Origin of the sequence: Vibrio paracholerae, from assembly GCF_037672085.1 — a bacterium.
Lineage (GTDB): Bacteria > Pseudomonadota > Gammaproteobacteria > Enterobacterales > Vibrionaceae > Vibrio > Vibrio cholerae.
The window spans coordinates 983,379-997,938 of the sequence record NZ_JBBHLM010000001.1 but is presented as its reverse complement, the minus strand read 5'-3'; the positions used below and the strand labels follow the sequence as shown (position 1 = coordinate 997,938).

15 protein-coding genes are annotated in these 14,560 nt (G+C 44.3%); 6 read left to right on the top strand and 9 right to left on the bottom strand.

Annotated elements, in window-relative coordinates:
- Positions 1-4 precede the first annotated feature (4 nt).
- Both R4537_RS04780 and R4537_RS04775 read right to left on the bottom strand, forming a co-directional pair.
- Entirely contained in the window at positions 5-1,213 is a 1,209-nt protein-coding gene (locus tag R4537_RS04780) for a DUF3541 domain-containing protein (RefSeq protein WP_071179414.1), read from the bottom strand.
- 152 nt (positions 1,214-1,365) lie between these two features.
- A complete protein-coding gene (locus tag R4537_RS04775) occupies positions 1,366-1,974 on the bottom strand; it encodes an alpha-ketoglutarate-dependent dioxygenase AlkB family protein (RefSeq protein WP_071179413.1) in 609 nt (202 codons plus the stop codon).
- Positions 1,975-2,190: 216 nt separating this feature from the next.
- On the opposite strand from R4537_RS04775, the gene R4537_RS04770 reads away from it, so the two are divergent.
- A complete protein-coding gene (locus tag R4537_RS04770; protein WP_071179412.1) occupies positions 2,191-3,564 on the top strand; it encodes a diguanylate cyclase in 1,374 nt (457 codons plus the stop codon).
- A 277-nt stretch (positions 3,565-3,841) separates the two neighbouring features.
- Here the strand turns inward: R4537_RS04770 and R4537_RS04765 are convergent, their stop codons facing one another.
- Positions 3,842-5,275 (bottom strand): DUF3612 domain-containing protein, encoded by a 1,434-nt coding sequence (locus tag R4537_RS04765; RefSeq protein WP_175463868.1) that lies wholly within the window; start codon positions 5,273-5,275, stop codon positions 3,842-3,844.
- Positions 5,276-5,507: 232 nt separating this feature from the next.
- Here R4537_RS04765 and R4537_RS04760 point away from each other — a divergent pair, with 232 nt between their 5' ends.
- Positions 5,508-6,086 carry an aldolase/citrate lyase/malate synthase family protein gene (locus R4537_RS04760; RefSeq protein WP_071179410.1) on the top strand — a complete coding sequence of 193 codons (579 nt, stop codon included), beginning with the start codon at positions 5,508-5,510 and terminating at the stop codon, positions 6,084-6,086.
- Positions 6,087-6,205: 119 nt separating this feature from the next.
- Here R4537_RS04760 and vdcA read toward each other — a convergent pair whose 3' ends face one another.
- On the bottom strand, positions 6,206-7,222 hold the full coding sequence (gene vdcA / locus R4537_RS04755; RefSeq protein ID WP_000206013.1) for a diguanylate cyclase VdcA: 1,017 nt from the start codon (positions 7,220-7,222) through the stop codon (positions 6,206-6,208).
- 171 nt (positions 7,223-7,393) lie between these two features.
- Between vdcA and R4537_RS04750 the strand changes: the two genes are divergently transcribed.
- A complete protein-coding gene (locus tag R4537_RS04750; protein WP_071179409.1) occupies positions 7,394-7,921 on the top strand; it encodes a MarR family winged helix-turn-helix transcriptional regulator in 528 nt (175 codons plus the stop codon).
- A 75-nt stretch (positions 7,922-7,996) separates the two neighbouring features.
- Here the strand turns inward: R4537_RS04750 and R4537_RS04745 are convergent, their stop codons facing one another.
- A complete protein-coding gene (locus R4537_RS04745; RefSeq protein ID WP_029628061.1) occupies positions 7,997-8,917 on the bottom strand; it encodes a chemotaxis protein in 921 nt (306 codons plus the stop codon).
- 175 nt (positions 8,918-9,092) lie between these two features.
- On the opposite strand from R4537_RS04745, the gene ppiC reads away from it, so the two are divergent.
- On the top strand, positions 9,093-9,371 hold the full coding sequence (gene ppiC, locus R4537_RS04740) for a peptidylprolyl isomerase PpiC (protein ID WP_000124506.1): 279 nt from the start codon (positions 9,093-9,095) through the stop codon (positions 9,369-9,371).
- Positions 9,372-10,000: 629 nt separating this feature from the next.
- Positions 10,001-10,675 (top strand): LuxR family transcriptional regulator VpsT, encoded by a 675-nt coding sequence (gene vpsT / locus R4537_RS04735; RefSeq protein ID WP_071179408.1) that lies wholly within the window; start codon positions 10,001-10,003, stop codon positions 10,673-10,675.
- A 174-nt stretch (positions 10,676-10,849) separates the two neighbouring features.
- Here vpsT and R4537_RS04730 read toward each other — a convergent pair whose 3' ends face one another.
- Positions 10,850-11,170, bottom strand: coding sequence for a heavy metal-binding domain-containing protein (locus R4537_RS04730; protein ID WP_000637490.1), 321 nt, complete (start codon positions 11,168-11,170; stop codon positions 10,850-10,852).
- Between the two features lie 215 nt (positions 11,171-11,385).
- Between R4537_RS04730 and R4537_RS04725 the strand changes: the two genes are divergently transcribed.
- Positions 11,386-11,994, top strand: a complete 609-nt coding sequence (locus R4537_RS04725) for a 2OG-Fe(II) oxygenase (protein WP_002031361.1) — start codon at positions 11,386-11,388, stop codon at positions 11,992-11,994.
- A gap of 147 nt (positions 11,995-12,141) precedes the next feature.
- Here R4537_RS04725 and R4537_RS04720 read toward each other — a convergent pair whose 3' ends face one another.
- The 3 genes from R4537_RS04720 to malK form a co-directional block, all read right to left on the bottom strand.
- The gene (locus tag R4537_RS04720) at positions 12,142-12,387 is read right to left on the bottom strand and encodes a Rho-binding antiterminator (RefSeq protein ID WP_000253071.1); all 246 of its coding nucleotides are present in this window, start codon (positions 12,385-12,387) and stop codon (positions 12,142-12,144) included.
- Positions 12,388-12,391: 4 nt separating this feature from the next.
- Positions 12,392-12,913 carry a spermidine N1-acetyltransferase gene (speG, locus tag R4537_RS04715; protein ID WP_001088090.1) on the bottom strand — a complete coding sequence of 174 codons (522 nt, stop codon included), beginning with the start codon at positions 12,911-12,913 and terminating at the stop codon, positions 12,392-12,394.
- A 222-nt stretch (positions 12,914-13,135) separates the two neighbouring features.
- Positions 13,136-14,257: a maltose/maltodextrin ABC transporter ATP-binding protein MalK gene (malK, locus tag R4537_RS04710; RefSeq protein WP_000179247.1), complete on the bottom strand. Its 1,122-nt coding sequence runs from the start codon at positions 14,255-14,257 to the stop codon at positions 13,136-13,138.
- Between the last annotated feature and the right edge of the window lie 303 nt (positions 14,258-14,560).

Here is a 14,560-nt window from a genome sequence, read left to right as displayed (position 1 = left end):
TATTTCATCCTTGGCCTTTTAATGGATTGGGTGCTTTTTTGATTAAGCCATAAGGCAGATCAGCAAAGACTTTGGAGTGCTTACCTGCCAGCGGGGCTAGGTTTACCGAACGCCAATCAAGCAGCATAATTGCCAATACATTGCGGTGCTCACCGAGAGATAAATCGAAATCACCGGAAGTGGAAGGGATCATTCCTTGCTCTTTATCGACGGCCGCTTGAATAAACTGGCGGGTTTTAAGTACCACAGGATCATCTTCTAGCCCTGCGAGTAGGAAAGCAATGCCGACTTCGGCCACAATGTCTGGCTTAGCGCGCAGCAAAATAGTGTCTATGTTGGCGCGGAAATAGTCGTAAATCCACTGATGTTGCTCCTGACTCACCGGATGTTGGTAGTATTCTGAGTCCGCAAAGATAATATGTGTCATACCATACAGTTTATTGCCGTATTGTTGGTCATTCAGCTCACTATCACGCTGATCTGGATAGGTATCACGAAAGGCTTGGATAAAAGGCTCAACCACGTCTTGTTCACCGAGTTGACGTAACCAATACACCTGATTGGCTAATTGTGCTGCCCAAGCTTCAATCATCGCTCTGTCTGTGGCGTAGGGTGTGAAGTCATACCGACGTAAAACTTGGCGCAGCTTGGTGTCTTCCTTATGTTGCAGCCCATATTCGTTGGCGCGAGCCATTGAGCCGAGCAAATCGATCCCGAGATAGAGATACTCCGGCATGGTTTGCGTCGCGGCGAAACGGCGTTGAGTGCGCTCATCATCACTGTGTTGATAGCGTTTTAGACGCTTCTGAGCGTAACGTTGAATTTGCTCGGGCGTGTTCACTTCAGCGGCAAAGTAGTTCAAACCGCTGGCGACTCGTGATAAATCACTGCCAATCGCCGCCGCGTATTTATCGTCTAAGGTTTGGCGATACATACGCAGTGCATAGTGGCCTTCTTTAAAAACGGGGAGTGTAAACAGTTGGCTTTCATAAGTTTGCTTAATAAGGTCAGCAGTCGCTTGAAAGGAAACGGGTACGACTACGCTTGGTGATGGCGCTATGTTGTGGCCTAGGTTTTCGAGAGAACTTTGTGCGCTATTTTGAGCTTTAGGCGCTCCCCCCAAAGGATGGGTTTGTGCGTAGCTCGTAAAAGTGGGAAGAATCAGTGCCGCGATAAGGCTAGAGACAACCGCTATTTGAGTTTTGTTCATCATTACAGTTCCCGATCAATTTTGCGCATTTTTAGACCCAAAAAACTCTAGCGCAGCGGAACTGGATCGATGTGAGGCTCTGGTTAGTGGTATGTCAATAATCCGAGTTTGTGTCAACACGTTTCATTTATTTGCAACGCCAAGTAGTTTGGGTATTAAAGAATATTACGGAAAGTAAGATTAATCCGTGTTTGCTTGGTTTGACGAGTTTTTGGGATGGCGTGTTGCCAGAAGTGCTGAGTGTTCCCTGCCATAATCAGCAAATCCCCATGATTCAATTCGCATTCGATTTTCAAGGCATGATCCTTGTGATGGCGCAACAGAAATCGGCGACTTTCTCCTAATGAGAGGGAGGCAATTACCGGATTAGGGCCTAATTCTGGTTCATTGTCTTGATGCCAGCCCATCGAGTCTTGTCCATCGCGATAAAGATTCGCGAGCACAGAATTAAAAGGGGTTTGCGCGGCCTGTTCGCACTGCGTCTTTAAAGTGAGCAGCGGTGGTGGGAAGGGTTGAGCAGACAAAGAGAGACCAGAATAACGGTAGCCTTTTTCGCCATACCAAGCGATTAGTCGCGGTTGAAGCACGCTTTTACCAAATAGACGAATACTTTTCTGCTGCCAATCCAAGTGCGCAAGCATGTGCTGAAAAGCTTGGTCGGCTTGAATCTGGGTGAGAAATTGCGGAAACCAGTAGAGTAAACCATCGGTTAACGTTATCTCGCCAGAAGCGGAATGAGTGTCCAAAAACAGTTTTTTCATCATGAGTTATATTTACAAATTTATAATCAGTTAGTTTCTTTATTGTACATTTGCGTTAATCTATTCAATAAGCCTATCGTGATATTCGGATGGCTTATCTCCTTTGCTGCTTGAAAGCATTGCCGCGTTTGAGTAGCGACAAGTCGTAGTGCGTTTGCGAATGGATCTGCGTGGTTCACTCAGTAATCAACAAACAATAATAAAACTGAGGATTGAGGGATGGGGTTCACCTCGAACAAATATAAGTATGTCTCAATTTATTTTTTTGCCTTACTTTTTTTGGGTATAGCAGTTATTGAATCTCTTCATCTTAGTCATAAACGTGATCTACAAGAGACTTTACGTCAACAAGCCAAAGAAGGCCTCTCAATTGTACGTTTTCAATTAGAAGCTGAGATTTTGGGTGATATCTATATCGTAAAAGGTTTAACAACCCTGTTAACCCTAGATCCTGAGCTCAACATTTACCAATGGGAACCGCTTTCAGCCGCTGTGATCAGAAATAGCGATCACTTGCGCTCATTAGGGATTGCACCCAATGACGTGGTCGTTTTCAGCTATCCTCTTCCTCAGACCAATGCAATTCTTGGGTTGGATTACCGCACCATTCCACAGCAGTGGCAGTCAATAAAAAAAGCTCGTGAAATCAAACAAACTTTTGTCTCTGGGCCTGTCGACCTCGTTCAAGGGGGGCGTGCGCTGGTGATTCGAGAGCCGATATTCTACGACCCTCCGAAGGATACCCGGTATTGGGGTGTGCTCAGTGTTGTGATGGATTGGGATTCTTTGCTTTCAGCTACCAGTATTAAAAGTTTTGGGGAGCATTTTCAGGTTGCAATTCGTGGGCTAGACAGCCGTGGCAGTGAGGGCGACGTGTTTTTTGGGGAGCCTCGGGTTTTTGAGCACGCTTTTGCACAAGAGAATGTGTATTTACCTTATGGAAGTTGGCGAATTGCAGTCGCTGAAAAACAAGATTTACTACAGCAGTTACCTTGGTATACCCGAAATGCAGTGCGCTTATTGGGATATTCGGTGTTATTGGTATTGATGGCAGGCTTTGGCGTCATCATGCGCCTTTATCAAGTTGCGGAAGGGCGTGCACTACATGACCCTTTAACTCAATTGCCAAATCGGCGCTATTTTATCTATACCATTGAACATTACTTTGAAAATGCTAAGCGCTCTCATAGTGATGGTAACTTTGCTTTGTTGAACATTGATATTGATCGTTTTAAATCTATCAACGATTCCCATGGACATCACGCAGGCGATAAAGTGCTGGTGGCTTGTGCGGAAAGAATTAAATCAAGCCTGCGGGTTTCTGATCTGGTGGCGCGGATTGGGGGAGATGAATTTCTCGTTTTAATTCCACGTATTCATCGTGAACAAGATGTACTGAAAGTCAGTGACAATATTTTAAAAAGGATTTCTGAAACGCCGATTGTTTATGAGGAAAAGCTTATCCATATACGTGTGAGTATTGGATACGCCTTGTATGACCCGTCGTTTGCCACACCGGATGAAATGTTCAAACTAGCTGATGAACGTATGTATATCGCTAAACGTAGGCAAAACCCACTCTATCGATTTTGATCTTTATGGAACCAAATTTGCATTTTGCTAAAGTTATTTTTGCGATTTGCAAAGAAAATCGCATTTCGTCATTCGTTTATGAGTGTGGTTGTAATGAAACTGTTCGTTTTTTGCCCGATTTTCATGCAAAAGTCGCTAATGAAAAGTTGGCACGTAATCTGCATTTATTAGATTGACCCTTCTAAGCCGAGGGTCACCTAGCCAACTGACGTTGTTAGTGAACACCATTGTTCACACTTATAGACGGCCAATCACACTTCTTGTGGTTGGCCTTTTTTTATTCGTCACATTCTCCATAGCATCTTGGCTTTCGTGGACAAACCGCGCCGCGTGAGCAAATTAATCTCGCTTCATTCTCGATACCTCGTTCAATCCAGTTGATGTTGAGAATTTTGGCGATAGTGCGCAAATCACGTTTAATCGGCGCTGGAATCGCGGTGGTTCCTCCTTTCTGCACACAACTCATTTTGAGCTCTTGAGCAATAGCGAGAGCGTCACCACCTTGTGCATTAATCGCAGGATTGAGGTCGATGCCCGCACACAAGACACGGTTGTTGCCGGCAGGATCCACAACATTGAGTGATTCACAACAGTAAATTCGAGGCTCGTCGCCCACAGTTAAAATCGAAATTTGGGCTGAACTGCCTTGTTGTGGTTGTGAAAGACGACGAAAAACGGCCCAATGCTGACAAGGATCATTCACTTTACGCATATTTCCCCAAGGAAGTGGGATACCATTTCCACGGTATACGGCCTTGAGTTTCCCTTCACCATAGGCATCAAAATAGTGCCAGTGGGGATAGGGCGAAACGACGGTCATCCGCCGCATGGCGACAGAAGGTGAGACTCCCGCTTTCTGATGAACGCTGATTTCATATCCGTTACGATCGAGCAGTTGTCGAAAGGGCACCTTAGGGCACAGTAGTGCCCCAGCAAAAAAGCTGGATTCAAAATCTCGCCAAGCTTGCAAGATATCTTGTGAATTCAGCTCTGAAGAGGGGGAGGTTTCCACCATCTCATCCCACCCTTGAGTGTGACCGACGGAGAGGACGCTTTTTAGGCCATCTTTGTTGTGCAGCACATTATGTCCGATATAAACCGCAAGGTCATATTTCAATCGCGTTGGGTATTCACGCAGGATCTCATTCAGGTAAATGCGTCCAGGCGGCTCAAAAAATGAGGTAACGAGTTGTTTAGCACTCACCCCAAGTTCGTCAATGACATCATGTGGCGTACGCTTTACCCAACGCACGTCCAATCCAAGCCCTTTGGCAATATCCAGCAAATCGGTGACAGACAAATTGAGGCGTTTTAGCCCCACCTCTTCGGCAGCACGCTCAAGATCAGGGAAATGATTTTGCAGACTTTCTTGATGGGCTCGGATTAAGAGATGAGCAAATTGGCGGCCAGTGATCCCAGTTTGCGAGAGCATCTCTGGAATAGCGATTTGTAAAATATCATTGGAAAACAAAAAGCTTGGCTCAAGAGCCATTCCACTAATACCACCTCTATTGCCTTTTTCGGGAGTGATATCAATTTGCTCTGGCTCATCATCTAAAAACCAGATGGGATCTTTTTGAAACACTTCCGCGATAACTTCCAGCATCTCTACGCTCGGTACTCGCTTTCCGCGCTCAATCATTGAGAGATAAGAAACCGATGGCGCGTATTCTGGGCTAACACGAATGCAGCGTGCAGAAAGATCCTCCATAGTTAAGTGGTTCCTTTTACGAAGGTTTCTGACTTTAGTACCCAGAAAATGGGACTGTCGAACAAGACTTTTAGACACACTCATTTTGTAAAATTCACATTGTAAAATTTTTGTTGTGAAATTGTAGTCAGAAATCCGCTAGTCTTCCAAGTAAGCGAAGTCACAAATCCGGCGAAAAGATCGCCAGTGCCTTTGCAGTAAAATGACATTGAATCTGAACGAGGGAACGACGATGAACATGCTGACGTTTGATAAAACAGAAATCCAACACCAAAACAAATCCTTTATCGCTGAAGCTGTGTTCGCCGTAGAAACGGTCGCCGCCAATCAACAGCGTGAAAAACAAATCAAAGCGAAGCAGTTATTAGACCGCCTGTTTCCGCTTGAAAATGGTACTCACCAAGATGTGACGGCTTATGTGATTGATTACAATCACCTGCTCGCATACTTTCAAGATGGCCGTCATAGTGGTTTGAAATACCCAAAACAGTTTGTGGCATTTAATGGTAGTAAAGAAAATCCAAGCCATCTTCTGTTTCGTGATGGACAAGGTAGTCATGTTGAAATGGCATTAGGTTGCCAACGCGGTACGGGTTGCATTGAGTTACGAGAGATAGCCGATATTCAATTAGAAACGTGCACGGTACTCAATCATTCCAATGAACACGCACAGCCAAGCACCACTATCCGCCACTGGGTGAGTTTGCTAAAAGGCGATGAACAAGGCCGCCCACAGGCTCGTATCGAAGAGAAAGAGTATACGGCTCGTAATGGTGACGAATATTTCCTCGGAGACTGTTTTTCACATTAATCCGCTATCGTATGAAAAAAGCCAAGAGTCAGAGATTCTTGGCTTTTTTGTGGCAATTTCGCGCTGAGTAACCTTTTCCTTGTCTATTTACAACGTCAAGTCGATGGGTATTGCCGAGTTTAGAGCGGCATGACTCGATTGCGGCCCAGATTTTTCGCTTCATACAGCAATTCATCAGCTCGACCGATGAGAGACTCCAAAGAGTCACCTTCAATTTTTTCTACTACACCAAACGAAGCGGTAATGCTGCCGACCGATTGGCCGCTACGCCTATCTTTTACGGTGAGTTTCTCTAGTGAGCGTCGCACTGATTCAGCAAACTGGCGTGCAATACGCAGCGATTTGTGCGGAGTAATCAGCGCAAACTCTTCACCGCCATAACGATAAGCCGTCACGCCGTCACGGCATAGGCTCTGAAGACGTTTGGCGATCGCACGGATAATTTGGTCACCAAATAGGTGGCCATAGTTGTCATTAAGGGCTTTGAAGTGGTCGATGTCGAGCATGATAAGGCTGACTTGCTGCCCAGCATGGATCAGTGTGAACATATCGCCATCAAAAGCTCGGCGATTATAAAGCCCGGATAAACTGTCAAACAGAGCATCTTTCTGAACTTTCGCTAGCTGCTCTTTAAGACGAGAGATTTCTAGTGTTGCCGCGTTCAGTTGATTATTCAGGAAATTGGTTGAGTGTCGAATATCTTTAGAGTCACTCACTAAGCGGCGGATCACCGTCATTACTTCTTCAATGGAGAGATTATCTTGCTCAACACGTTCCAATTCCTTAAAGCTTTTATCAATTACTGTAGCAAAGGAACTGGTATCACTGAGCGTATCACTCATTGAACTGCTAATTTCACCAAGTAGTACCTCAACATTCGCACGTAACTGATTAATATTGGTTTCTGCTTTAGTCGCAATGTATTGTTGGTAAAGATGTTCACCAGAAGCGGGTGGGCAAAGCCCAAAATTTTGTAATACAGAGTCCATTTCCGCATTGAGTTGCGGAATGGCTTGATCGACATAGGTATACCACAGAGCGTAGTTCACAGGTGTGGCAGCGACATGATGTTTCATCATTAAAGGTACGACTTTTTTTAAGTTAGCCGTGGATTTTTTGAAATCTTCAGTTGTCATCACTTGATTCGGATACGCAAGACATTTTCATAACCTTAAGATTAGCGGATTTACTGTAGAAACGCTGTAAATTTGTTCTGACTAGAGAGGCTGCTCAATGCGTGCCATTTTCCTCATCTTCGTTGAAGTGGTAACGTCAAGGAATAAAAGGAACAACACAGGATAAAACGAATGGATTCAGTGCAAAAATCCGTCATGGAATGGGCAAATGAGCTGCCTGAGCTTAATACTCTGCCCATGTCGGTACTTCATCGATTACAACGGTTGGCGAGACGTATTGAGTTAAAAATGGAGGCCTTCTATCAACAAGCGGGACTGACCTCTGGCGAGTTTGAAGTTTTAATGGCCTTGCGTGGTGTCGGTCATCCTTATTGCCTAAACCCTTCGGACTTGCAAGTGCGGTTATTGCTCAGCTCAGGGGCTATGACTAACCGTTTAACGCGGCTTGAACGCAAAGGACTTGTAGAGAGAAACCTCAGCAAGTATGACAGGCGTAACGTTGAGGTGACATTGACAGAAGAAGGGCGACAATGGATCGAATTCTGGTTACCAGAGTATTGTGATTTACAGTCGAGTTTGCTCGCGAAGTTTTCCGAGGTGGAGCAAGAGGCGCTATCGACACAATTACAACAATGGTTGAGTCATCATGAGCAGCTATGGTGTATACCTGATTTGCTCAATTCAGATCGGCAGCGCTAGAGCTGCCGAGAATTCATTTTTTATCTGTTATAGCAAATAGTCTTGCGATTGGCTTTGGGTTAAATGCTTAACCGATCACGGTTTTTGCAAACGCTGCGTCTCAAGCTTTTTGGCTCCACGCAACATGGCTTCGACTAACTCGGTGGCGTTAAATTTCTCCAACGCTTCGTGAGCGCCCACTTGATGGGCACGATCGACACAGATCTCACTGGAGAGCGAAGTGTGCAAAATACAATAAGCATGGTTCAACTGTGGATCGTTTTGCATTTCAAATGCCAGCTCATAACCATCTAATCCCGGCATTTCAATATCACTCACCAAAATGTCGATGGCGCGGTGATCGCGTGCCATATCACGCATCAAATCCAGTGCTTCACTACCATTTTTACAGATATGATACGGAATGTTGATGCTATCCAGCGCATCAGAGAGCTGTTTACGCGCAATAGAAGAGTCATCGACCAACAAAATATTGAGGGGTTTCAAGCGCTCACGCTCGATATCCGTCAACATAGGGACCTTGGTCGATTCATATTGTGGGTAGATTTTTGAGAGCAATAACTCAACGTCTAACAGTTGTACAATCTTATTCTGGAATCGAGTGATCCCTGTGACGAAAACATCATGTCCTGCCGTCTCGGGGGACGATTCGATTTGTCGCCAATCACACTCGATGATTTTCTCTATAGTGCGAACCATGAAAGCCACAACTGTGCGTAAGCAGTCTGTGACGATCAAATAGCACTTCTGATACTCGCTCGGTTGGATTGGGCGAAAGCCAATCGCTGCTGCCATATCAATCACTGGAACTGTCAGGTTACGAATTGTGACCGTTCCTATCACATGATGGTGTGAATAGGGGATCTGAGTCATTGGGTGATAAGTCACAATTTCTCGGACTTTCAGTGTCCCGATAGCGAAAAGTTGCTGCTGGGCACTGAGCGTGAACATCAACATCCCTTGTGATTGGTTCGCTTTACTGACGACTTTAGCCATAATATTTTCTTTAACTGTTCGGACTCTTACTTATACTAAACGAAATTACCGTATCGGCAACGGAATGGCTTGAATTTAGTCGATATTCGATGCGTTTGTATTGATCTCAGCCATGCGTTTACATTTATTGTTGTTCGAGTACACTACGCGGCTCGACAAAATAGGGGGAAACATTATGGCTCGCACCGCGGCAGCTTTGCATATTTTGGTTAAACACAAAGAGCAAGCCGATGATATTTTAGCTCAACTAAAGAAAGGGGCGAAGTTTCACGTACTCGCCAAGAAGTATTCGACTTGCCCATCGGGTAAAAAAGGCGGCGACTTGGGTGAATTTCGTCAAGGCCAAATGGTTCCTGCTTTCGACAAAGCCTGCTTCCAAGGTGAAGTGCTAACCCCACAATTGGTCAAAACCAAATTTGGTTGGCATGTTGTAAAGGTGCTTTATCGTACCTAGTCGCGTTTTTGTGCATATCCCCTTCCTACTTGAAGCTGCAGCGGTGTCGGCTACGTTCGTTCACCCTAATCACAGTGTTTATCTATGCTCATTGGGATTCACTCTCTTGCCACCTACCTGCAGCTCCAAGTGGTTCTGGTATATAGAACCATTGAATGTGTAGTTGATGCCTAGCTGCAACGCCAAACCGTTTGGTTCATACCTCGTATCAAGGCGCTTATTTTTCGAATCGAATATTCTGAATATTCCGCATAACAAATATCTCAAATTTGAATATTTTTTGTTAAACCATTGGCTGTTTTTATGGATTATTGTTTTAAGTTTGACACGCTATGAATAGATTTGTTGGTAACTGTTTCAGCTTATTTTATGGCTAACATTAAATGCATAAGAGTCTTTTTGCGTATTAACTGGCTTTTTATTAAGCAACTTGACTTATATGTGTTAAAAAATAATTTTATAGCTATTGATATTCTTAATATTGAGAAGGTTTCTTAACCTTATGAATTGTACAGATTAAATCTCCTATTCTACTTGCTTAAACGTTTGTCTTATTTTCTGAACATTGACTTCCATTTTCTTAACGTTAGTTTTAACCATGTTAGCCTTGATGTGTTAGGAGGGGTGAAATGAAAGATGAAAATAAACTAAACGTTAGAATGCTTTCTGATGTTTGCATGCAATCCAGATTGTTGAAAGAGGCGTTAGAATCAAAACTTCCTTTAGCGCTGGAAATTACACCATTTTCTGAGCTCTGGCTTGAAGAGAATAAACCAGAAAGCCGTAATATTCAGATGTTGATGATTGATTATTCTAGAATTTCTGATGATGTCTTGACCGATTACAGTTCGTTTAAGCACATCAGTTGTCCTGATGCGAAAGAGGTTATCATTAACTGTCCGCAGGATATTGAGCATAAGCTGCTCTTTAAGTGGAATAATTTGGCTGGAGTATTTTATATTGATGATGATATGGATACCCTGATCAAAGGCATGAGTAAAATTTTGCAAGATGAAATGTGGTTAACGCGTAAACTGGCCCAAGAATACATTCTCCATTATCGTGCCGGTAACTCAGTCGTGACCTCACAAATGTACGCAAAATTAACCAAAAGAGAACAACAGATTATCAAGTTACTTGGTAGTGGTGCTTCTAATATTGAAATTGCAGATAAACTATTTGTGAGTGAAAATACAGTAAAAACACATCTGCATAATGTCTTTAAGAAAATTAATGCCAAAAATCGCTTGCAGGCACTGATTTGGGCGAAAAATAACATTGGAATTGAAGAAGTCAATTCTTAATTTGTGTTGTAATTCCTCTTCTGTTTCTAATTCAATAGTTTAGGTTTCGCCGGAAATAAGAATAAGGCAGTTCCACACTGCCTTATTTTAAACCCTTCAAATCTCTCTAGATTTATTAAGATGAAATTACCTTCTGAGTACCTGAAAAATCAGTCGGTTAGGCATATTGGTTAACTATTCGACGATAACCGCAGTACCGCTGACCGACACCATGAGCATGCCATTGGCTTTTCCAAACGTTTCATAATCTAAATCGATACCGACCACGGCATTGGCACCCAGTGCTGCAGCGTGTTGTTGTAGTTCTTCCAATGCGATAGCGCGCGCTTTTTCTAGCTCTCGTTCATAAGTGCCAGAGCGTCCACCCACAATATCGCGGATCCCAGCAAACAGATCTTTAAAAATGTTAGCACCAAGAATGGCTTCGCCTGCAATCACTCCGCAGTAACGAACGATGCGTTTGCCTTCGATATTGGGAGTCGTTGTAACAATCATGGGGATTCCTCAAGGGATGTTTTTAATGTTCAGATTGGATTACAAAATGGCGGCGAAGTTCCCCAAACGTCTCAATCTCTTTGCGTGATAGGCTTGAATCTTTTGAGCCACAACCCCTCCATCAGAATTATTGATCTTGGAGATTAATAACTCGAATTGCTGACTGGTGGTAGGCCAGATATAACGCGCTTCTTATTGTTCGTGTAGTGAGAATCATGGCGTTAGATGGATTAATGGATGCAATTGCAGACCGAGGTTGGTATGTGTGGGATGATTTTTTGAACCCACAAGAAGTGCAAGCTCTACGAGAGTGCATTCCTGAACGTTGGAAACGAGCAAAAATTGGTAGAAACGAAGAGATTCAGCGTGCGGCGGATATCCGGAGCGATAAAATCCAATGGCTTGATCTATCAATGGGGCAGCCTGTTCAAGACTATTTGGCGCGGATGGAGCAGATCCGGTGTGAAGTGAACCGCCACTTTTTTTTGGGGCTGTTTGAATATGAAGCGCACTTTGCAAAATACGAGGCCGGTGATTTCTACCTTAAACATCTCGACTCGTTTCGCGGTAATGAAAACCGTAAATTAACTACAGTGTTTTATCTCAATGAAAATTGGACTCCTGCCGATGGCGGCGAATTAAAAATCTACGATTTGCAGGATAACTGGATTGAAACGTTAGCGCCCGTTGCGGGACGTCTAGTGGTATTTCTTTCAGAACGCTTCCCTCATGAAGTGCTCGAAGCGCATGCGGACCGCGTCAGTATTGCGGGCTGGTTTCGAACCAATGGCGTGAGCGGTAATAAGCTGGATATCGCGAACTAACGCATTCTCAAAGAGCCCCTTCCCACCTGCAACGTTAAGCCGTTGGGGTCTATACCCTTCTTACTTGAAGCTGCAGCGGTGTTAGCTGAAATGTAAAACGCAAGGCGGCTCGTCATTCTAGAGCGGCCTTGCTGTCTTCAGTGTGGTTTATTTGAAATGAATAACAGAGAAATGGGGCTGTTCACTTAAGGCTTCCATCGAACTCAGTTGATCAGTTTCGAGGAGCCAAGTTTCTTCTTCACCTCTTAGCGCAATGCACTCCTGCTTTTGATTATTACGTTGAGTGTCGGCGGCGACCCCGTAATACACCTCACCATTTTTCATTGTTAATTTAACTGGCAGATGAAACAAACAGGCCAGTTCAATGTAATCATATTGACTGCAGCTAACCATGTCTTTACTCGCTTTTATTTAAGTACTTACCTTGCAGTATATACATTCTCTTAACATCTTGGTAACGACCGTTGATGAAAAATTCCTCGACTAAGTGGCCTTCTTCGACAAATCCGCACTCTTCGTAGAGATGAACCGCTTTAGGGTTCTCGACGGCAACGTGTAGATAAATCTTATGCAGATTGAGAATAGTGAAGGAGTAATCTAAAGCTCGATTGATTAAAGTACGCGCAAAGCCTTTACCTTGATGCTCTGGAGCGATGATGATTTGAAATTCCGCGCTGCGATGGATGTAGTTAATCTCAATCAGCTCGACGAGGCCAATCAAATTTTTTTGTGCATCTTCAACCACAAAACGTCGTTCAGCATTATCGTGAATGTGTTTGTTGTAGAGCTCTTCGAGTTCATCAAAGGATTCATAAGGCTCTTCAAACCAGTAGGACATAATGTTGCGGTTGTTATTGAGATTGTGAATAAAGCGTAAGTCGCCGCGTTCTAATGCTCTAAGCGTTAACTGACTGTTCATATTCTTACCTAAAGGATGCTGTGAGTCTCTCGACTCGGTTGGTCTTCTTAGACCATAGAGGAAGAGAGGGCTTATTCACAAGGGGTATAACATCAATTTATTGCAAAATGAGTGGGTTGAACCCATTCGATGCATGTAGAAGCAGACAGCATAAGAAGCATGGATGATGGTTATAAAAAAGCCCTCTCAAGATGAAAGGGCTCAGCAAGTGAAGTCTAAGCATTAAACCGGAAGGTCAACACCTTTTTCTTGGTGTAGGCGACGGCAGGCACGGCCGTCACTGTGGAATAGATGACAGCGATGCGCTGGAATACCAATCGTGAGCGTGTCGCCGGTTTCGACATCGAGTGTGTCGGGTTGACGGTAGATCACATCAGAATCTGAGCCTTTCAGGTTCATATACACCTGTGTTTCGTTACCCAGCTTTTCAACAATCATCACTTTGCCTTCGATTTTGGCATCGCCATGTACGGCTTCAACCAGATGCTCAGGACGAATGCCTAGCGACATACGCTCTCCACGAGTGACGGTGGTGCCATCGACAGGGATCCAGAAGGTCGTACCGTTAGAAAGCTGGACCTGTACCCGCTCTTTTTCTACGCCTTCAATGAATACGCTCATGAAGTTCATTTTAGGCGAGCCAATAAATCCGGCTACAAAGCGGTTTTGTGGATAATGGTACAGTTCGAGTGGTTTGCCGACTTGAGACACGAATCCTGCATCCAACACCACAATTTTGTCCGCCATGGTCATGGCTTCGACTTGGTCATGGGTAACGTAGATCATGGTGCAGCCCAATTTACGTTGCAGTTTAGTGATTTCAGAGCGCATCTGTACGCGCAAAGCTGCATCTAGGTTCGATAAAGGTTCATCTAGCAAAAACACATTCGGCTGTGAAACCAGAGTACGGCCGATGGCGACACGTTGACGTTGACCGCCAGAGAGTGCCTTGGGTTGGCGATCCAGTAGATGGCTGAGTTGCAGAATTTCTGCCGCATGATCAACGCGCTTTTTGATCTCGCTCTTGTTGGCTTGCGATAGCTTTAAGCCAAATGACATGTTGTCATACAGATTGAGGTGCGGATACAGTGCGTAAGATTGGAAAACCATACCGACACCGCGTTTGGAAGGCTCGACATCATTCATGCGCTGTTCACCGATATACAAGTCGCCAGACGTAATGTCTTCTAAACCCGCAATACAGCGTAGCAGTGTGGATTTACCACAGCCTGAAGGACCGACGAACACCACAAATTCGCCTTCTTGAATCTCTAAGTCGACATTCTTTGAAATCAGCACATCGCCATAAGCTTTACATACATTTTTTAACGTGACACTCGCCATCTAGCTCGTCCTCGATCAAGATTTTTAATCGTTATCGCGGCTCATTATATGAATTATTGTGCACGCAATAACAGTAGGAATTGGATAAGGTGAACCACATCAAGTGGTTTCGTTGGCAGCGCCGCCTTATGGAGTAAGAAAAGAAAGGGTGAAGGCTCCGGCTATGAAGCCATTCACCCGACTACCGCGAAAAATCGATTGTTTCCCCCTACACAAAGTCATGTCTCTCCCGCAATGCTTTCACAACAATCATGACTTTATATCGACAACCTACTTGGCGGTGGAACCAGTTACAACACGTAA